The sequence below is a fragment of the Hymenobacter sp. NBH84 genome (genome assembly GCF_014217645.1).
GTDB lineage: Bacteria > Bacteroidota > Bacteroidia > Cytophagales > Hymenobacteraceae > Hymenobacter > Hymenobacter profundi.
This window is the reverse complement of record NZ_CP043644.1, coordinates 780,761-800,222: the sequence shown is the minus strand read 5'-3', so window position 1 is coordinate 800,222 and position 19,462 is coordinate 780,761. Positions and strand designations below refer to the sequence as shown.

At 57.6% G+C, this 19,462-nt stretch carries 18 protein-coding genes; 6 read left to right on the top strand and 12 right to left on the bottom strand.

Annotated features, from left to right (window positions below; genetic code table 11):
• Window positions 1-59: 59 nt before the first annotated feature.
• Window positions 60-2,594, bottom strand: coding sequence for a type IA DNA topoisomerase (locus F1C16_RS03400; protein WP_185282965.1), 2,535 nt, complete (start codon window positions 2,592-2,594; stop codon window positions 60-62).
• Between the two features lie 191 nt (window positions 2,595-2,785).
• Here F1C16_RS03400 and F1C16_RS03395 point away from each other — a divergent pair, with 191 nt between their 5' ends.
• Window positions 2,786-3,406 (top strand): alpha/beta hydrolase, encoded by a 621-nt coding sequence (locus F1C16_RS03395; protein ID WP_185282964.1) that lies wholly within the window; start codon window positions 2,786-2,788, stop codon window positions 3,404-3,406.
• A gap of 109 nt (window positions 3,407-3,515) precedes the next feature.
• Window positions 3,516-4,451: a ring-cleaving dioxygenase gene (locus F1C16_RS03390; protein WP_185282963.1), complete on the top strand. Its 936-nt coding sequence runs from the start codon at window positions 3,516-3,518 to the stop codon at window positions 4,449-4,451.
• A 105-nt stretch (window positions 4,452-4,556) separates the two neighbouring features.
• Here the strand turns inward: F1C16_RS03390 and F1C16_RS03385 are convergent, their stop codons facing one another.
• From F1C16_RS03385 to F1C16_RS03375, 3 genes are all read right to left on the bottom strand, one after another.
• Window positions 4,557-4,838 (bottom strand): hypothetical protein, encoded by a 282-nt coding sequence (locus tag F1C16_RS03385; protein WP_185282962.1) that lies wholly within the window; start codon window positions 4,836-4,838, stop codon window positions 4,557-4,559.
• 117 nt (window positions 4,839-4,955) lie between these two features.
• Window positions 4,956-5,327 carry a hypothetical protein gene (locus tag F1C16_RS03380; protein ID WP_185282961.1) on the bottom strand — a complete coding sequence of 124 codons (372 nt, stop codon included), beginning with the start codon at window positions 5,325-5,327 and terminating at the stop codon, window positions 4,956-4,958.
• Window positions 5,328-5,492: 165 nt separating this feature from the next.
• Window positions 5,493-5,636 carry a hypothetical protein gene (locus tag F1C16_RS03375; protein WP_185282960.1) on the bottom strand — a complete coding sequence of 48 codons (144 nt, stop codon included), beginning with the start codon at window positions 5,634-5,636 and terminating at the stop codon, window positions 5,493-5,495.
• Between the two features lie 341 nt (window positions 5,637-5,977).
• Here F1C16_RS03375 and allE point away from each other — a divergent pair, with 341 nt between their 5' ends.
• Window positions 5,978-6,724 (top strand): (S)-ureidoglycine aminohydrolase, encoded by a 747-nt coding sequence (gene allE, locus F1C16_RS03370; protein WP_185282959.1) that lies wholly within the window; start codon window positions 5,978-5,980, stop codon window positions 6,722-6,724.
• Window positions 6,725-6,790: 66 nt separating this feature from the next.
• Here allE and F1C16_RS03365 read toward each other — a convergent pair whose 3' ends face one another.
• Window positions 6,791-7,735, bottom strand: a complete 945-nt coding sequence (locus F1C16_RS03365) for an NADP-dependent oxidoreductase (protein ID WP_185282958.1) — start codon at window positions 7,733-7,735, stop codon at window positions 6,791-6,793.
• Window positions 7,736-8,248: 513 nt separating this feature from the next.
• Window positions 8,249-9,646 (bottom strand): HAMP domain-containing sensor histidine kinase, encoded by a 1,398-nt coding sequence (locus tag F1C16_RS03360; protein WP_185282957.1) that lies wholly within the window; start codon window positions 9,644-9,646, stop codon window positions 8,249-8,251.
• Window positions 9,647-9,789: 143 nt separating this feature from the next.
• On the opposite strand from F1C16_RS03360, the gene F1C16_RS03355 reads away from it, so the two are divergent.
• Window positions 9,790-10,467, top strand: coding sequence for an IS1595 family transposase (locus tag F1C16_RS03355; RefSeq protein WP_185281262.1), 678 nt, complete (start codon window positions 9,790-9,792; stop codon window positions 10,465-10,467).
• A 159-nt stretch (window positions 10,468-10,626) separates the two neighbouring features.
• Here the strand turns inward: F1C16_RS03355 and F1C16_RS03350 are convergent, their stop codons facing one another.
• Window positions 10,627-11,307, bottom strand: a complete 681-nt coding sequence (locus F1C16_RS03350) for a response regulator transcription factor (RefSeq protein WP_185282956.1) — start codon at window positions 11,305-11,307, stop codon at window positions 10,627-10,629.
• A gap of 73 nt (window positions 11,308-11,380) precedes the next feature.
• Between F1C16_RS03350 and F1C16_RS03345 the strand changes: the two genes are divergently transcribed.
• Complete coding sequence (locus tag F1C16_RS03345; protein WP_185282955.1) at window positions 11,381-11,806, top strand: BLUF domain-containing protein; 426 nt, start codon at window positions 11,381-11,383, stop codon at window positions 11,804-11,806.
• Between the two features lie 9 nt (window positions 11,807-11,815).
• On the opposite strand, the gene F1C16_RS03340 is transcribed toward F1C16_RS03345, so the two are convergent.
• Window positions 11,816-12,400 (bottom strand): RNA polymerase sigma factor, encoded by a 585-nt coding sequence (locus F1C16_RS03340; RefSeq protein ID WP_258049013.1) that lies wholly within the window; start codon window positions 12,398-12,400, stop codon window positions 11,816-11,818.
• An 85-nt stretch (window positions 12,401-12,485) separates the two neighbouring features.
• Window positions 12,486-12,911 carry an STAS/SEC14 domain-containing protein gene (locus F1C16_RS03335; protein WP_185282954.1) on the bottom strand — a complete coding sequence of 142 codons (426 nt, stop codon included), beginning with the start codon at window positions 12,909-12,911 and terminating at the stop codon, window positions 12,486-12,488.
• A gap of 387 nt (window positions 12,912-13,298) precedes the next feature.
• Here F1C16_RS03335 and F1C16_RS03330 point away from each other — a divergent pair, with 387 nt between their 5' ends.
• The gene (locus tag F1C16_RS03330) at window positions 13,299-13,673 is read left to right on the top strand and encodes a 4-fold beta flower protein (RefSeq protein WP_185282953.1); all 375 of its coding nucleotides are present in this window, start codon (window positions 13,299-13,301) and stop codon (window positions 13,671-13,673) included.
• Window positions 13,674-13,691: 18 nt separating this feature from the next.
• Here the strand turns inward: F1C16_RS03330 and F1C16_RS03325 are convergent, their stop codons facing one another.
• The 3 genes from F1C16_RS03325 to F1C16_RS03315 form a co-directional block, all read right to left on the bottom strand.
• Window positions 13,692-16,169: a glutaminase family protein gene (locus F1C16_RS03325; RefSeq protein ID WP_185282952.1), complete on the bottom strand. Its 2,478-nt coding sequence runs from the start codon at window positions 16,167-16,169 to the stop codon at window positions 13,692-13,694.
• A gap of 198 nt (window positions 16,170-16,367) precedes the next feature.
• A complete protein-coding gene (locus F1C16_RS03320) occupies window positions 16,368-17,957 on the bottom strand; it encodes a family 43 glycosylhydrolase (protein ID WP_258049012.1) in 1,590 nt (529 codons plus the stop codon).
• A 112-nt stretch (window positions 17,958-18,069) separates the two neighbouring features.
• Window positions 18,070-19,173, bottom strand: coding sequence for a LacI family DNA-binding transcriptional regulator (locus F1C16_RS03315; protein ID WP_185282951.1), 1,104 nt, complete (start codon window positions 19,171-19,173; stop codon window positions 18,070-18,072).
• Between the last annotated feature and the right edge of the window lie 289 nt (window positions 19,174-19,462).

Sequence of the window (19,462 nt, the reverse complement as noted above, 5' to 3'; positions counted from 1 at the left end):
TAAACAGAAGGATTTGGGCCATGCGGCACCTTAAAGTATGGCAAGTAGGCGGCCGTCACCTACCCTTTCTCGAACACGGGCTCTATCCTACCTTCGGCGTTGAGTTGCAGCGCCGCCGCGTACCGCTCGCCGGTCCGGCTCGACACGAAGCCGCGAATCGTGCCGGTTTTGCCCTTGCGCAGCAACTGATTCATCTGCACGTCGCTCAGCTTTTTGCCGCCCCACTCAAACGGCGCCCGAAACTGGCAGTCCTCACGGAAACGCGAGCAGCCCCAGGCGGCATTGCCGCGCAGCATAGTGCCCAGCTTGCACACCGGGCACGGAATCTGGCCGGGGTCGGTGGGGGTAGTAGGCTTGCTCTCGGCAGCGCGTACCAGTTCTAGCTGGTACTGGGGCGTGAGGCGCACGGCCGCGTCAAACTTCTGCCCGTCGTCGCCTAAGTAGCCTTTGATAACGGGCGTGCGGCCTTTGGCAAGCAATACACTTACTTGCTTGTCGGTGAGCTTCTTCCCGGCAAACTCGACGGCCATACGAAACTGGCAGTTCTCGCGGAAACGTGAGCACCCAAACGCCGCTTTGCCGCGCAGGATGCCACCCGTCTGGCACTTCGGACATGGGCCGAGGCCAATGGTTGGCTGTTGGCTGTTGACTGCTGGCTGTTGGCTTCTTGCTGGCGCTTGGCTCCCCCCCGAGGCTGGGAGGGTAGGATCTGCAATCAGCCGGCGCGAACCGTCGTGCTTTACCTCGTGCACCACCTCACGCACCAGACTTTTCAGCTCGTCTAGGAAATGGTCGGGCTGCAAGTCGCCGCCTTCAATCTGGCGCAGCTTCTTTTCCCACTGCCCGGTCAGCTCCGCCGATTTCAGGGTAGGGTTCCGAATCAGACCAATCAACTCTACCCCAGTGGGCGTGGGTATAATGCGCTTCTTCTCGCGCCGAATGTAGCCGCGCTTGAACAGCGTTTCGATGATGTTGGCGCGGGTACTAGGCCGGCCAATTCCGTTTTCCTTCATGGCCTGGCGCAACTCGTCATCGTCGATGTTGCGGCCGGCGGTTTCCATGCCGCGCAGCAGCATGGCCTCGGTGTACTCGCGCGGGGGCTGCGTCATTTTCTGGTCGAGGCGCGGTTTGTGCGGGCCGCTCTCATCCTTCACGAAGTTGGGTAGCACGGTGCTCACCACGTCGTCGCTGTCGGCCTCGCCGGGGGCTTTGGGGGCGCTGGGCGCTTGTTGTTTCTCGGGGTCACCGTACACTACGCGCCAGCCGGGATTCAAAATCTGCCTACCCCGCACCCGGAAAGGGTAGCCGGCTGCCTCGGCCGTCACAGTGGTATTCGACACCTCACAGTCGGGGTAGAACGCGGCCAGGAAGCGGCGCACGATGATGTCGTACACGCTGTGCTCCTGGCTACCCAGGCCGCCAGCGCTAGCGCCAGTTGGGATGATGGCGTGGTGGTCCGTCACCTTCTGGTTGTTGAACACCTTGGTGCTCTTGCGGATTTTAGCGGCCAGCAGCAGCTGCGTGAGGCTGTGGTAGGCGCCCAAGCCTTTCAGGATGCCCGCAATTTTGGGGTACTGATCGTCGGGTAGGAAGGTGGTGTCTACGCGCGGGTAGCTCACTACCTTTTTCTCGTAGAGGCTCTGCACCGTGCGCAGCGTATCCTCGGCCGATAAGCCCAACTGGTTGTTGCACTGCACCTGCAACGAGGTCAGGTCGAACAGCGCCGGCGGCGACTCATAGCCTTTCTTGATTTCGACGCCCGTAATAGTTAGCGGCACGTCTTTCACGGCGGCCATAGCCGTGTTAGCTTCTTCCTCGCTCACGAAATAGCCGCGGGCTTTTAGGCGGGCTTTTTCGTCGGGCTCGTCGTCCTCGGCCTTGCCTTTTTTGGGCGGAGCCACGTGGCTGAACATGGTGCCGCGGTACTCCGTGCGCAGCACCCAGTAGGGCTCCGGCTTGAAATTCTGAATCTCATGGTAGCGGTCGACGAGCAGAGCCAGGGTAGGCGTTTGCACACGGCCCAGGCTCAGCACCTGCCCACGGCCGGGGGCGTATTTCAGCGTGAAGAGGCGAGTAGCATTCAGCCCCAGCAGCCAGTCGCCCACGGCGCGGCTCTTGCCGGCCTGGTAGAGCCGGTCGAACTCGGCACCATCGCGCAGATTAGCAAACCCCTGGCGGATAGCTTCTTCCGTAAGCGAGGAAATCCAGAGGCGCTTGAAAGGCTTGCGGTACTTGGCCTCCGTCAGCACCCAGCGCTGAATCACTTCTCCCTCCTGCCCAGCGTCGCCGCAGTTGATGACTTCCTCGGCCGCGTCGAGCAGCTTTTTGATGACGTTGAACTGCCGCACTACGCCATCGTCGCGGCGCATGAGCTTGATGCCGAAGTTGTCGGGCATCATGGGCAGGTCGTGGATGCTCCAGCGTTTCCACTCGGGGCGGTAGTCCTCGGGTTCCTTGAGCTGGCAGAAGTGCCCAAACGTCCAAGTGACCTGGTAGCCGTTGCCCTCGTAGTAGCCGTCCATTTTGCGGTTGGCCCCTAGTACGTTGGCAATTTCACGGGCCACGCTGGGCTTCTCGGCAATACAAACCTTCATCGTCGATTTTGCAGATGTTGCTGAGGTAATCTCAGCGAATAATCAACAAAGATACGGCGCAGAAAGGTCGATTAATCAGTCTCGCTTTCCTGAGCGGTTCCACACACCAAGCTCCGGCTGCTTCTGCCTGCTAGGTAGGACGTTGTCTTTCAACCAGCAAGCTTTCCTCGCGCAGCCCTTATATTGGCCGTATGCATCAAGAACCTATTCGCACGGCGGGGCAACCGTTAGGCACCGCCACCAAAGCCCTGATTATGCTGCACGGCCGGGGCGCCAGCGCCGCCGATATCCTGTCGCTGGGCCGGCATCTGCACGTTGGCGCCTACGCCCTGCTTGCCCCGCAGGCCACGCAGCACACATGGTACCCGCAGTCTTTTCTGGCGCCAACCGCCCAAAACGAACCCTGGCTTTCCAACGCGCTAGCTGCCGTAGGACGCGCAGTGGCCGAGGTGGTAGACAACGGCATCAGCAAGGAAAATATCTATTTTATGGGTTTCTCGCAGGGAGCGTGCCTTATGCTGGAGTACGTGGCACGCCACGCCACCCGCTACGGCGGCGTGGCGGCCTTCACTGGTGGCCTTATTGGCGACGAAGTGCATCCTACTACCTACGCGGGCGACTTCGGCGGCACGCCTATATTCATCGGTAGCAGCGACCCTGATTTTCACGTGCCCGTAGAGCGTGTGCGCGCCTCCACGGCGCTGCTCACTAAGCTGGGTGCCCACGTCACGGAGAAGATCTACCCCAACATGGGCCACACCATCACACAGGAAGAAATAGATCTAGCCAATAATTTGATATTCAGCAAATAACCGAATAAACAAAGCAAACCATTCGCGCTAGTTTGCAGGGCTTCAGCCCTGCAAACTAGTGCAAATAAGTTACCTCCTTTCTACCCTTCTGAATTCTAACCCACTTCTCATGGAACCACGCATTCTTGGCCTGCACCACGTGACGGCTATTGCGGGCAATGCCCGGCGCAACTACGATTTTTACGCCAACGTGCTCGGTCTACGCTTCGTGAAAAAGACCGTCAATTTCGACGACCCCGGCACGTATCATTTCTACTTCGGCGATGAAACCGGCTCGGCGGGTACCATTCTCACTTTTTTTCCCTGGGAACACATCACCCAGGGCCGGCGCGGCATTGGGCAGACCACGGAGGTAGGCTACTCTGTGCCCGCGGGCAGCTTCGATTTCTGGATCAAGCGCTTTGAGCAGTACGGCGTTACGTACAACAAGCCCAGTGAGAAGTTTGGTGAGCCCTACCTCACTTTCCTCGACCCCGATGGCTTGAAGCTGGAGCTTATCGTGTCCAAAACCGAGGACCCGCGCACGCCCTGGACCACCGCCGAGGTAGGCGCTGAGGTAGCCACCAAGGGTTTCCATACCGTTACGCTCACGCTGGCCAGCATCAAAGCCACCGCTGAGATCCTAACTGATGTGTTCGGCTATACGCTGCTGGAAAGTCACGTAAACCGCCACCGCTACGTGACCGACACGGTGCAGGGTGCCGCCTACATTGACTTGGTAGAGGCGCCCGGCGAAGCGCGCAGCGTGACGGCCGGCGGCTCGGTGCATCACATTGCCTTCCGCGTGGCAAACGACGAAGCCGAACTCTACTTCCGCAAAAAGCTGATCGAGAAAGGCTTGCAGCCTACCCCGCAAATCGACCGCGACTACTTTCACTCCGTGTATTTCCGCGAGCCGGGCGGCGTGCTCTTCGAAATTGCCACCGATAACCCCGGTTTCACCGTGGATGAGCCCCTGGCCGAGCTGGGCACCCATTTGATGCTGCCCAAGCAACACGAGCACCTACGCGCCCGCCTCGAAGCCAGCCTACCCCCTATAGACTAAGGCTGGCGGACTTGGGGTATTTAGAATAATCTACCTCTACCGTAAGCACACAAAAGGCGCTACCTGCTTCAGGTAGCGCCTTTTGTGTGTTTGTAAACTCAAGTTTTACAGCTTGTCCTGCTCTGGCTTGGGTAGCACTTGCTTGTGGTCGTCGCCATTAAGGTAGTCTTCGTCGCCTTTGGCGGCACTGTGCAGGTGCAGCGGGGCGGTGCCCATTTCGGCGCTTTCGCCCTGGTCTGTTTTCAGCTGGTAGCTACCGTTGTTCACAAGGCCGGTAGTGCCGTCGCCGCGCTCATCGCGCACTGTTTCCTGGCTGCCTTGGTCGTGTGTGATGGTAGGGTTAATGGGGGTACTTTCTTCGGGATTATGCTGGGGGTCTTGGGCCATGTTAGTAATGCTAAAGGAGCCGGTGAGCCGGCTCGTGTAAGTGAAAACCGTTGCAATAAAAACGGCGCGTATACTCACTATACGCGCCGCTCCCTGGTCGGTTTGGTATCGGATACTCTACTGTTCGAATTCCGGCATTTCTTCGGGTTTGGAGAGCGTGCCCGCCAGGATGCCAAACGTGCCTAGCAGCAAAAACGCGTTGCGGGCCGCCTTGTTCTTAGCGAAGCCCAGCAGCCAGGGCGAGCTGGCAGCGAATACGCCTACTGCCACATCCAGCACCAAGTGCGCTTTATATGGCATTTTCTTGAAGAGGCCCCACTCGGCGCGGGTGAACATACTGGACAACAGAATATTACCGGCTAGCACGCGCGTCATGGTCACGGCTTTTTGTTCTGCTTCAAACCCCGCTAGTTTCGGAATCGTCAGGGCCAGTGGGATGTAGCTGTAGTCGGTGAAGCCGTGCTGGCGGCGAGAAATAGGCTGTTCCATTGGTCTGTGTGGTGAATGGTTGAGTGTTGAAAAGCGGTACGCAGCCGCGAGGCAGCTAGCTTTTGTGCCTTAGTAGAGCATGTAGGTGATGGGCACGCTGGCACTTGAGCTTGCTTGATAGTTTGCCTAGGGTCAATTTCGGCTTAAAGGCATGGCATCGGCGTACTAGTTCTGGCAAGCGGCAGTCAGGTCGTTGTTGGCTACCGGGTACATCAGTAGTTGGCGCACGGGTAGGGCTAGGTTGCGTTCTTCGGCTGCTTTGCCTAGCAGAAAGCGAAGAGAACGACGGGAGGGCGTACCATTCTTCATACAAACGGCACTAGGTGAGGGGTTGTGGAAAAGAGAGTAGCGGTGAACTAGCAGGCTAAAACAGCATACGTTTCGCCGGTGATACCTGCCGCCACAGACCTCCAAAATCAGTATTTACCTATGCTTTTACTGCATTCTGCAACCACGTTTCTACGAGTTTTTACGTAGACAGAAGAGGCTCACAGCGGGCTCTGGCGTTAGACGAGTGGTACACGGTACATAGGCTCTGCCTGATCCTGAAGCGAGTTACCGCATTGGTTAACCTCATCCGTTCGTCTTATGCGCCTTATTACGTGCGTGCCTCGCTGGTGCGCCTAGTTGGCCTCACTGATTTTCTACCCATGCAAATTCCTGCTTTCACCCGCTCCGTTGTTGCGCGCAATCACGCCATTCTTACCCCCGATGGCTACATCAACAGCAACGTGCCTGGCTGGACAGGCTGCACAGTCAACGTGCTGGTGAGCGAGCACATGGGCGCTGGCTTTGGACAAACGCTTATCACGGCACGGGAAAACGGTCAGGTAACGGGCCGCACCGCTACGGCACAGATTTTCTTCTACGTGGTGCGGGGCGAGTGTCAAGTATCGGTAGGGGGCACGGTGCGGCTGCTCAAAACCGGCCAGTTCGTGTACGTCCCGATAGAGCAAGAGTACCTGTTCGACCGATTTGATGCGGGTACTCAACTGCTCACGTTTCACAAAGTGTATGAGCCGTTGGCTGGCCACCTGGCGCCCGAGGTCATGTTTGGGGAGAAAGATGACCGCGAGGCCCGCGTGCACTGCAACGATGAGGGTTTGCGCATACAGGCGCTGTTGCCCCATAAGCCCGCCTTCGACATGGCCGTCAACATCTTCACCTACGAACCCGGCGCGTTTCTGCCGCTGGTAGAAACGCACCAGATGGAGCATGGCCTACTCTACCTGCAAGGCCAGGCCATCTACATGCTCAACCAGCAATACTACCCCGTGCAGCAAGGCGATGCCATTTGGATGGCGCCCTACTGCCCGCAATGGGCCGCAGCCATCGGCAAAGAGCCTTCGGTATATATCTACTACAAAAACATAAACCGCTTCCCAACAGTGGTGTAACCTTATATTGGAAAGCGGTTTATGAACTATGCGAGGTAGATGGGCTTAAGCGGTATCGCTACTTTCCTACCCTACCGTCAGCACAATCTTTCCCTTCGACTCGCCCTGCTCGCCATATTCCTGGGCGGCGCTGGTTTCAGACAGCGGGAACGTGCGGTCGATGACGGGGTGAATGGTGCCGGCTTTCAGCCACGCCGAGATGAGCGCCATATCAGAACCGCTGTTTTTGGCCATGAAGGCCGCCTGCTTCTTGCTCGAGAAAGCTGCCGATAACACCGCTGCGGCTATAGCTTTGGGGTCGGGGATGGTGGTTACGTAGCGGCCGTTGTTGCGCAGGCAAGCTTTGCTTTCCAAGAATGAGCTTTTGCCGGCTGCGTCGAACACCACGTCGTAGCGGCTTTGGTCTTTCGTAAAATCGTGCTCCTTGTAGTTATACACTTGCGAAGCGCCCAAGCTGCGTACCATCTCCATGTTATCGGGGCCGCAGGTGCCAATTACCTCCCCGGCACCCAGCGCCCAGGCTATTTGCACGGCCATGGCGCCTACCCCACCCGATGCCCCGTTGATGAGTACCCGGTCGCCGGAAAGTACGGGAGCGTGGTCGCGCAGGGCCTGCAACGCCGTAATGGCCACTAGGGGCACGGCCGCAGCCTGCTCAAAGCCCAAGTTATCAGGAATGAAAGCAGTTTCCACCTCTTCCAGCACGGCATACTCGGCGTTGGCGCCGCCCATGCCCGCTACCATACCATATACCCGGTCGCCGGGGGTAAATCGTACGACGTCGTCGCCCACGGCAGCCACCTCACCGGCTACATCGCGGCCCATCAGCTTCGGAAATGCGGGGCTCATAATCAGCTTCATACCGCCTTCCCTGATTTTCCAGTCGACGGGGTTAACGCTGCTGGCCTGCACGCACACTAGAATCTGGTTGGCTTTGGGCTTGGGAGTTGGCTGCTCGCCGTATTGCAGTACGCTGGCGGGGCCGTACTCATTGAAATATATTGCTTTCATCAGAAGTAAGTGAGAGTAAATACTTCTTGATGGGTACGCGTGGGACCTACCCTAAAGTTGTCAGCGAGAAGCTATTGACGGATATCTTACACCAAAAAGCCATCGTACCACTACTGGTACGATGGCTCTGGTAGCCGTCGGCATTCTCCCCTCCAAGGTAGCCGACAGCAAATCGGATGCAGACTATGTGATGCCGTGTTTAGTGGCTTTGCTGGCCACATATACTGCATGAGTTCTTACTTTAAAGCAGATGCGTTGATTTCGGGCAACTGACTACTGGTGAGCCGTCGTTTGCGGCATCCATCAGTCTACTCGCTGCCGGCAACACACTTGCTTGAACTATTATGTTACAAGAATACAGGGAGGTAATTAAGAGCGCGTTAAAAGAGAATTAAAAAGAAATTAAATCGCTTCTTACGGCCACAAACGACTATAAAACAGCATTTTATTTCTTCACAAAGAGTATTTAGCACTATGAAACACACCTGCGAGAGGATGCTATTTTGGGATTGGTTAAGCGGCTGGTAGAATCAGCTCCACTTCGGTGCCTTCGTGCAAACGGCTGCGCACGTGAATACTACCGCCGTGCAGCTCCATGATTTTGGCCGTGAGCGGCAGCCCAATGCCGTGTCCGGGCACCGTACGCACGTTATCGGCCCGGAAGAAAGGCACAAACACTTGCTGCTGGTCTTCTGGGGTCATGCCTACCCCTTTGTCGCGTACCAGCAGGTGCACAGCGCGCGGCGCGGCCAGCAACGTGGCCACAATGGGCTGTGTGGGGTCGGAAGAAAACTTGCAAGCGTTTTCGAGCACGTTGAGCACCGCCGACAGCAGCAGCGCCTCGTTGCCCCGCACCACAAACGGGTCGGCGGGATGGCCGGAATCCGACTCGCTGAATTCCAGGTCGACGCGGTGGGTAGGGTGGCGCCGCCTGATTTCCTCGTGGGCCTGTAGCAGCAGCTCGTCGAGGCGCGTTGAGGTGAGGGGCACCTGCGAGGGGTCGTCGGAGGCGCGGGCAATCTGGAGCAGGCCGTTGGTGAGGTCTTTCAGGAGGCGAGCCGCATCGAGGGTGCTGCGCAGCACGCGCCGGTACTCGGCAGGCGGGCGCTCATCCTGCATCAGGGCCACTTCCAGCTCTCCAATGAGGGCCGTCAGGGGAGTCCGCAACTCGTGGGAAGCGTCGCGGACGAAGGTGCGCTGCCCGGCAAATGCCGTTTCGAGACGGTCGAGGAGGCTGTTGAACCGCTGCGCCAAGTGCGACACTTCGTCCTGCCCGTCGGTTTCGGAGAGGCGCTGGTGCAGGTCGGAGGCCGTGATGCTGTCTACCTCGTTCACCACGCGCTTCATGGGACGCAGGGCCTGGCCGGCAAAAAACCAGCCGCCCACGCCCACAATCCCAAACGACACTAGCAGGCCCACCAGCAGAATCAGCCGCAAATTGCTCAATTCCTGTTCGCTTTCCGTGTCCATGGAGGAAGCCACTACGATAAAGGTGCCGCGCCGCGCATCGCGGTAGCGCAACGAAACCGTTTGGTGATAGGCGGCATCGTGCCGGATGCCCTGGCCCACACGACGCGCATCTTCCAGCAACTTGCCCGGTGCAGGCTTGGTCCGCAGAGTGCCTTCATGAAAGACAATAGAGTCCTGGTTGTTGTACACCCGCGCTTCTTCCTGGGGCAGCGTGCGGTAAAACTGGCGCAGGTAGCGTCGGTACGAAACCCGGCTGGCATCGGCGCGGTTAGTGCCATCCAGGTACACGTGCCCCACTATCTGGGCACGGCCTAGTAAGCGTTCGGTGAACAACGCCCGCCGGGCCTGGTAGGTAAAGGCATAAATCACCAGCGAAAACACCAGCAGCGTGCAGCCTACAATCAACCCAAACTGCAACGCCAACCGAAGTCGAATAGACATAGTTTTGATGTGCTAATATGCTGATGTGCTAGTTTGGCGATGTGGTAATGTGTTGAGGAATTGTCATCCTGAGCTTGCGAAGGACCTTATTACGCTAGGGGCTTAGGAAGCAAAAAGCGAGGAATGGGGCATAACTTCCTGTTATGCAGCAAACTAACCGCTATTATAAGTGCAGCAAAATTTCCGAGGTCAAATTTCGCTACTTGTTGCGTCTTTTCGCGCTGGATTTGACGGCTTCGGACGCGGCCCGGCTGACGGGTCTGAGCGTACGCGCGGTCAACGACATATACCTGCGCCTGCGCCACCGGCTGCTAGCTTGCAGCCCGGTGCCGGCTGACCTGGACGGGGCCGTCGAACTGGACGAGAGCTACTTCGGCCCGCGGCGCGTACGCGGCAAACGGGGCCGGGGAGCGGGGGGTAAAACCATTGTCTTTGGCCTGTTCAAACGCGGGGCTCAGGTATACACGGAAATCGTCCCGGATTGCTCGAAAAAGACCCTGCAAGCTATTATTCGGGGTAAGATTGATGTCACGGCGATGGTCAACACCGATGGCTGGCGCGGCTATGATGGCTTGGTGGACGTGGGCTACGACCGTCATTTTCGGGTGCATCATGGGCAGAACGAGTTTGTCCAGGGAGCCTCGCATATCAACGGGATTGAATCATTTTGGAGCTTTGCCAAAGCCCATCTGCAACGCTTCAAGGGCGTGCCCAACCATACGTTTTTACTACACTTGAAAGAGGCCGAGTTTCGCTTCAATCATCGCCACGAAGACCTGTACAAACTCTTACTTAAATTGCTTCGTCAACAGCCCCTCTAATTAGTTTTGCTTCCTAAGCCCCTACGCTAAAAAGATTGACGTAGCAACGATTTGTTTAACTGACATAAGGTCCTTCGCTGCGCTCAGGATGACAGTTCCTTACTACATCACCGCACCATACCAGTTCATCACCACCTCAACAATCACCACATCAACCAATTACTCTTCCTTCATGGTATAGCCCATGCCTACCAGCGTATGGATGAGCTTGGGGGTGAAATCCCGGTCGATTTTCTTGCGTAGGAAGTTGATGTACACGTCGATGACGTTGGAGCCGGTGTCGAAGCTGGTTTCCCACACCTGCTCCAGAATATCTACGCGCGATACTACCCTACCCTTGTTGCGCAGCAAAAACTCTAACAGGGCAAACTCGCGGGCAGTGAGCTGAATGGCCTGCCCGGCCCGCTGCACTATTTTGGTTACGGGGTCGAGGGTGAGGTCGGCCAGGCGCAGCACCACACCGGCCGTGCCGGGCGCTTCCTGGTGGCGCCGCGTGAGGGCCCGGATGCGAGCCAGCAGCTCCTGGAAAGCAAAAGGCTTTACCAAATAATCGTCGGCACCGGCATCGAGGCCACGGATTTTGTCGTCGGTTTCGCCCAAGGCCGTCAGCATCAGGATGGGTACCGAGGAGTGGCTTTCGCGGATGCGGCGGCACACTTCTATTCCGCTCAGGCCAGGCAGCAGGTTGTCCAGAATCACCAGATCGTAGCCATTGACCAGGGCCAGGCGCAAGCCCAACAGGCCATCGGAGGCAATATCGACGGCGTGGGTTTGCTCGGTGAGGCCCTTATGCAGGAAGGCCGCCACCTTGGGTTCGTCTTCTACCAGCAGTATTTTCATGAGCAATGATACGCAGCCGGCGCCGGATGGGGAATCTATTTCTCTACCTTTGATTTGATCCTACCTTCCTTCGATGCACCATTTGATTTATATGAGCACGGCCGTGCAGCCACTGAGCGACGCTGAACTGGGCGCCCTACTCAACCAGGCGCGCCTCCGTAACGAACAAGATAACATTACGGGCGCACTGGTGTATGGCGACGGACGTTTCATGCAGATTGTGGAAGGTGATAAGGCCGCGCTAGACGACCTCTACACTCGTTTGCTGTCCGATAAGCGCCACGTGGGCCTAGTGAAACTAGCTGATAAAGAAGTAGCTGAGCGCAGCTTCACCGACTGGTCCATGGCTTTCCGCCCCGTGTCGGATGAAGAGTTTCTAACTATGGCGGGTTATGTTCAACCCATCCAGCTAAACTTGCAGCCGCTCAACCTGAGTGCCGCCGATTCCTTGCTGCTGCACATGATGCGCAGCTTCATTATGCAGCCCCCCACCGAGTAGTCCTACCCCCTACCCCGCATTGCGCAGCCGACGCGCTAGAAGGCTAATGGCAGCGCGGGCGCGGGACTTCACCGTGCCCAGTGGCTCACCCAGCGCCTCGGCAGCCTCTTGCTGGGTGTAGCCCTGGAAATACAGCATATCCAACAACTCCTGCGCGGCCGGCGACAAATCGTGCACCAGTTCGCGTACACCCACGTGCTCGGGGCGAAAGGTTATGGCTAGTGGTTGAAGAGACGTCGGTAGCTTACTTGGTAGCGACGTGGTACGCTCGGCACCGCGTGCGCGCTGGGCCCGCAGCTCGTCAATGGCCTTGTTGCGGCAGATATTGAGTGCCCAGGTAGCTAGCCTCCCCCGCATGGGATTGTAGCTTGGGAAAGAATGCCAGATCTTCAGCATACTTTCTTGCAACACATCCTCGGCTAGGTGGGTGTGCTTCACAATTCGCAAAATCACCCCGTAGAGCATGGCACTGTACTGATTATAGAACAGTAGCATGGCATTTTCGTCGCGCTGGTAGAGGCGTTGTACCAGCACGGCTTCTACGGCCGTTGGTTCAGCAATCATGGAAGCTTCGGCGGTAGAGGTAGACGTCATATGCAGAACAAAACCGTGCAGACCAACTACCGACCGATGCGCGTGGATGGGTTGCTCGTGAAGAAAAGGCGGAAACGATACTTAGTTAATCGGGTTGGTGCATAAGCCAGGTAGCCGCTTCGGTTTCTTCCTCAAATGTTTGGTAGTTCATGGCTTGCTGCTGGGCTTTGTTGGTGAGCTGACTAGTAGTGAGGCGGGCGTCTACCTGGTGCGGCAGTACAATGGCCCCGTGCCGGTAGCCGGCCTCGTGCATGGCGTGTGGTAGCCACTCCTGCAACATCCAATTCAACTCTTCTTCATTCAGCGGCTGCATAACCTGTTGAATGGCCAACACCTTGCTCCACTTATGCCGTACCAAGGCCCGTGCCACATGATTGAGCAGTGCCCGAAACGTTTCGGTATCGCGCTCATTAGCACTCCATTTTAGGTATAAATAACGACCGGATGCATTTTCCAAAATCCGGCCAGCACCGTTTTCGAAATAGATAGGAAGCAAAGGAGCAACACTCATTGGATGGAGTCGGGTAAATAGTAGTTTGCCGTTACGACGAATTGACCGGCAGAGTTGTGAGCATAGTGGAGCTGTATCCGCAAAAACAAATGCTTACAGGCTATTTCGCCTACTTAATCACCAACCCTACCTACCCCTACTACTCGGCTATCGTTTGTAGTATAATTTCAATATAACTAAGTACAACCCACGTCTTACTGCATTGTCTGGTAACACGGCGTGCTTCGACATAGCTTAATCCTACTTACAGTAATATAAAAATCTAATTATCAACTATTTGCAATTAAAATACAGCGTATTTAATGCAAAACACAATCCGATAACCTATCGGATTGCGTTTATTTTTTCAGCCTTTATTCTATCACTATTTTATTTCGTCTCTGCACCATGATTTCACTGTACGATACCACCGGGCAGCCCGTCGTGTACGTTGATCCGGCTTGCCAGGGGTTATATGATGCCAACGGCCGCCTGCTGGCCTGGTTTGAAGAAGACCTGCTTTATGCCGTAAATGGGCGCTACCTGGGGTGGCTGCACCAAGGGTGGGTGTATGACCGCAACGGCAACCCGGCGTTGTTTATGAGCACGGCCACTGGTGGCCCGCGCCGGCCTGCTGTCGACACCTCGCAGCCCACGCCTTGCTACTGGCTGCAACGCGCTACGCCGCGCCGCAACGCTACCCGCCGTAAAGCGCGGCCCGCCCGCCGCCGCCGGGCCACCGATTGGTCTACCCTATCGGGGCCGGCCTACTTCGCGCAGTAAGCCAGCCCCAACACGCCTTTACTTCTTCGTCATCTTATCCGACAGGAGCTTGATAAAGTAACCGCCTACCACCGAACGAGCCTGAAACCCAACCTGACGGGCGTTGGTGGTTTCATGCCAGTCGGTGAGGGGTACACGCACGGGCGTGTCGTTGGCAAACTGCCACACCGGCGCTACCAGTGCCTTAAAATCGGCTTCGCGGTCGGCTAGCGTTGCCGTCCACATGATCCAGTCTGACTTGGTGTAGGTCTTGCGGCTGTCCAAGGGTAGACCGTAGCGCTGCTGGTGCTTGAGGTAAAAGTCCATTTCCTGCTGTGCTACCTCTTTCGGGAATACGTTCAGGTCTAGCACCTTATCCCACACCAGATTGTACTTCTGGCTCCACGAGCCGGCGGGCTTATCGAAGGTAAGGGCGTAATGGTCGCCGTCGCGGGCCATGGTTTGCCAACGCTTGGCCATATCGCGGGCCAGGGCCATGTACTCGTCGGCCGTTTTCTTATCGCCAAGCTGCTGGGCCATCTGACCGTAGCAGGCAATACCCATGATGGCCTTCACCGAGAGGTTGGTGTTGCGAGCCAGGTGACCGGCAAAGTCGTCGGTGCTGAGCTGGTTGGCGGGGTCGAATCCATCGCGCTTCAAGAACCCTACCCACTTGGTGAGGGTAGGCCAATGCTCGCGGGCAAAGTCGGCCTTGCCATCCACTTTCACAGCGGCAGCAGTCAGAATCAGCATGTTGCCGGCTTCCTCCACGGGCATGTCCTCGCCGTAGGTCTGGCCATTAGCCAGCGGGTAGGTGCCGATATCGTGCGCCGGAAAGTCCTTCTTCCATCGGCCCGACTCGCTGTAATCGAAGATAAAGCGCAGCAAGCCCTTCGCCAGTTCATTATTATAGAGCAGAAACATGGGTGCCGAAGGGTAGGTCACGTCCACAGTGCCGATGGAGCCGTTCGAGAAGTTCTCCTTTGATAAGAAGAACACCTCCCCTTTCGGGCCGGCCACGATTTTGTGGGCTGCAATGGCCTGGCGGTAGGCCAGCTGGCAGAGGTCGGCGTACTCCTTACCACCGGCGGCCTGGGCATCGGCATACATCTTTTGGTCGAACTCCGTGCTCTTGCGGCGTAGGCGCGTGTATTCTTTCTCAGCCGTTTGCAGGGCCTTCGCCATCGTCATAGACGGGTCGCGGCGCCACCAGCCGCGCAGGTTCTGCCCGAAGTACTGGACCGAGTACAGGTCGTCGTAGCCCAACAGTACGTGCTGCTCGGTGGGCTTCGTTACGCGGCCCATGTCCAACACCGTAGCTAAGGCTACGCGCTGGGCCACACCGGTTTGCGGCTTGCTATTCGCGGCGAGCTTGCCCGACTGCGTAAAGGCGCTCTGCAAGGCCGAGGTGGTGCCGCTGGTTGTTTGTGCGCCTTTGGGCGCGGCCAGGTAGGCGTAGCCCCAATCAATACGTACGTTGTCGCCGGCCTGGCCCAGCACGGGCTGCGCGGTGGTACCTACTGCCTGCCAGGTCAGGCTGGCGTCGCTGCCGGTCTGAGTTTGCACATTTTGGTAGGGAGAGTTGGCGGCCACGGTGCCGGCTTCGGTCAGGAGCACCTGCACGGTGTGGGGCTTGCCATCGGTGGCAGCAGCGCCCAGCGTGATATAGCTTACGGGGCGGGCCACGGTTTCCAGCTCATCCAGCAGCAGCGGCGAAAGGAAATTAGCCGTGAGGCGCACCGGGCCAGCCTCAAAGGTGTAATTGGTTTGGGTGGCCGTGAGCGTCACACCCGTTTGGCGGGCTGTGGGTACGCGCTGCTGCGGTACCTCAATATATAGACCAGCATCCAGATGCTCGCCGCCCTGCGGGCTGACGCAGTGCATGGCCAGCACGTTTTCGCCGGTGTGCAGGGCCTTGCGCGCCGCTTCGGGCACGGCAAAGTAGGCGTACTTGTCGTTGAATTTTTCTTGCTTGGTTAGCAGCACACCGTTCAGGTACACTTCCACATCATCGTCGTGCCAGAGTAGCAGCGTGAGCTTGCCGGTGGGCAGCGGCGCGGGCACCGATACGGTCCGGCGCACCCAAATGTCGCCCTCTGTCCAGTTAGTGCCTTTCAGGCTACGGTTATCGGTGAAGGGCGCAGGACCGGTTTTCCAGCTGTTGGCGGCCGCAAAGGTCGGTTTCTCCCAGCCATCGGCTGGCTTGGTAAAGGTGTAGCGCGCCTCATACGGCTTTTCCTGCGCCGTCGGAATCACGGCGCGGTATTCGGCCGCGGCTTTGCCCAGAAATTGGTAGGTTTTGCCATCCACCCGCACCATGCCTTCCAGAGCCTGCGGCTCGCCGGTCCAGTGGCGGGTAGGCGCGGCCGTCAGCGTATCGTTGAAGGCCCAAATGCTAAAGTAGGGGTCGTGGGTGACGAGGGGGTAAGCCGGTGGGCGCAGGGTCTGGGCCAGGAGGCCACCAATGCTAAGCCAGCTGCTGCCCAGCACCAGCATAATCCGGGAAATACGCATCATACAGATAGAAAGAAGGTTAGGTGAGTTATTGGTTGGTAGAGTTTAGTCGTTAAGGTTGAGAAGTGGTGTCATCCTGAGCACAGCGAAGGACCGTATCGCGGGAGAACGAGTTGTTGTTACGTCAGCCGTTCAACTGGTATAAGGTCCTTTGCAAGCGCAGGATGACAGCGCTTTTTCGCTCATACCTGACAACTATCCTTACTGATTGACCAGCGTGAAATTCTCGAATGTGCCAGTGGCCGATGCTGGGCCCTGGGCCACCAGCCCTACCCGCACGCCCCGGTCCCAAGGCGGTAGGTAGGTGCCATCCACCGGGGTAGTGGTTGGCGGCGACTGCCAGGTTTTGCCCGCGTCGGTGCTCCAGCTGAAGCGGTACTGGCTCCCTTTTTCGACCTGCATGCGCAACTGGAGGGTTTTGGTAGCCGGCAACGGCATGTCAGCCAATACCTTTTGCTGGCCTTTAATGCGCTGCCACAGTTGCATGTGGCCACCGCCGGCCGTAAGAGCCAAGGCGTTGTCGGGGTCGCCGTGGGCGGTGAGGCCGGCCGTGGTGCCGGTGGGTAGGGCGGCAGGGTTCAGCAGCGTGGTTGTAACGGTATAGGTTGTCGTGTAGGTAGGCTGACCCAGCACCGCACCGCTGCCTTCGGGGCTGGCCGTGAGGCGTAGCTGGCCATCTTTCACCTGAAAGGTAGGTTTGTGCTCTACCGGCCACTGCCAGGTAGGCAGCAGGGTAGCTTTATTGAACTCGTCGGTCAGGTTATGCGCCGTTAGGGCCGGCGCGGCGCCTACGGTGGTGCTGCGCCCCTGGAACTCGGGCCAGCCCTCGGCATTCCACATGAACTCGCTTAACACACCCTGGCGGCCTACATTCTGAAAGCCCTGGCTATCATAGGCATGGTGCAGCAAAAACCAGTGGCCGTCGCGCTGCACCACGGTGCCGTGGCCGGGGCACTTCCAGGTGTCGTTGTTCACCATAATCGGGTTTTTGCTGTATTTCTCCCACGGTCCCAACAAGTTGCGCGAGCGGGCCACGCCGGTAGCGTAGGTGCAGCCATTGCCGCAGCAGCCATTGCCAGCGTAGAAGGCGTAGAAATAGCCCTCGTGGCGCACCATGCTCACGCCTTCTACCAGGCCAGCTTCCCAGGCGGCATCGTTGCGAAACAGCTCCTGCTTTTCGCCCAGTAGCGCGGTGCGGTCGTCGTTGAGGCGCTGGGCCCAGATGGGGGTAGGCTGGCTCACGCTGTTACCGTCTTCCTTCCAGATCAAGTAGAGTTGGTTGTTTTCATCGCGCATCGGAAAAGCGTCGATGGAGCCATCGGGCTGGCCCACCAGTGGGCCGTGGTCGTGGTAGGGACCGGCCGGCGTGTCGGCCGAGGCCACTCCCACTGCCAGGTTACCGCCGCGCTGGTGCGCTGTATAGAACACGTACGTTTTGCCGCCTTCCTGACTGATTTCGGGGGCCCAGAAGTAGTAATCGGCCCAGTCTGGGCGGCCCTCCGGAAATACGTGGCCCACCAGCTCCCATTTAGCTAAATCCTTCGATTTCAACAGCGGAAAAACAGGTCCCCAGTTGGAGGTAGTGGCCGTGGCCCAATACGTGTCGCCTATCTGCGCCACTGAGGGGTCCGGGAAGTCGCCGGGCAAAATGGGATTGGCAATAGTAGTGGCAGGCGCCGGAGTAGTTGCGGTGGTGGGCGCTGTTGACTGCTGACAGGCGCCTACGCTCAGGCCACCCACAAGCAGTAACATGGCATGCTGCCGGGCAGCGGAAAGAAGAGAAAACGTCACGGTGTAGAGAATAAAGAAAGATGCGGCAACGGAACCCAACAGGCTCCGCTGGCAATATATGCAAACGTTTGCATACACCGCAAGTTCTTACTTCATTCTCTGCTAAAACCATTTAGCAAGGTATCTTAGTCGCCTGCTTTGATAGCGTATCTAAAGAAGGCGTGCCTTGCAACGACGACTCACGAATGAATAGCCGGGGCTGCAAAATCACCTGCCGTTGCAGAAAAGCGCTGTCCTGCGACTCCACCAATTCCAGAAACAAGCGCACAGCCGCCTGCCCCATTTCCTCGCAGCGCTGATCAACGGACGTGAGCATGGGCTCGGTAATGGCCGTAAAGGCTTCGTTGCTAAAGCCCGCCAGCGCTACCTGCTGCGGCACCGACACCTGCTTGCTTTTCAGGAACTGTAAGGCACCCAGCACAGCCGTATCGCCGGCCGAAAACACCGCATCGACCCCACCATCCGGCAGGGCCAACAGTTGACGCATGCCCTCGGAGCCGTCTTCCAGCGTCATATCGGAGTATACAATCCGCTGCTCGTCGAGGGGTAGGTTGTAGCTTTCCAATGCGTCGAGGTAGCCCTGGCGGCGGTTGCGGTAGATGTTCAAGTGCTGCGGGCCGGCAAAGTGGCCTATACGCCGGCACCCTTGCTCCAGCAAGTGGCGCGTCACCTGGTAGCCCCCATCGTAATCGTTGAGCACCACGGCATTCACAGTGTCACTTTCCAGCACCCTATCAAAGAAAACCAACGGAATACCGCGCTTGCGCACTTTTTCGAAGTGCCGAAAGTCATTGGTATCCCGTGAGAGCGAAACCAAAATGCCGGCTACCTGCGCACTGAGCAGGGTTTCCACGTTTTTGCGCTCCTGCGCCACATCCTCGCTCGATTGGCAGATAATTACGTTGAAGCCCGCCTTGCTGGCAGCCGTTTCGATGCCGTGCACCACGGTGGCAAAGAAGCGTCCCTCAATGTAGGGCACAATCACGCCAATGAGCTTGCTCTGCCCCTTGCGCAGCGCGGCGGCCAAGTGGTTGGGCTGGTAGTTGAGCTTTTTGGCCAGCTTCAGCACCTTCTGCTTGGTGGCCGGGCCAATGCTGTGATGGTCGCTTAGGGCGCGCGAAATGGTGGTCATGGACACGCCCAGCTCACGGGCCAGATCGGCCATGGATATGGGGCTACTAGTAGCATCCACTATTTTCTTGGAGCGAGGGGCCATACGTTATTGTCTGTTCTAATTTTTGTGACTGCGGCGTTTACAGTCAGTTGAAGCCACTGCGTTTTGTTCCATACAACCTGCTTTACACTTTCGTGCGTGCAAGCAGGTGTAGGGGCCTATTTGGTTGTATCAAACAAAGATAGGTATGACGGGAATGCTGGCGGGTAAAACTTGTCCCTACCCCTGGCGCCGGTTGGCCAGCACATTGGGTAGCGAGCCGGCTGGCATTCCCGATCGAATTTACTTAACTAGCATCTTTACACAATCGTTTATGTAAACCTCAACCAAT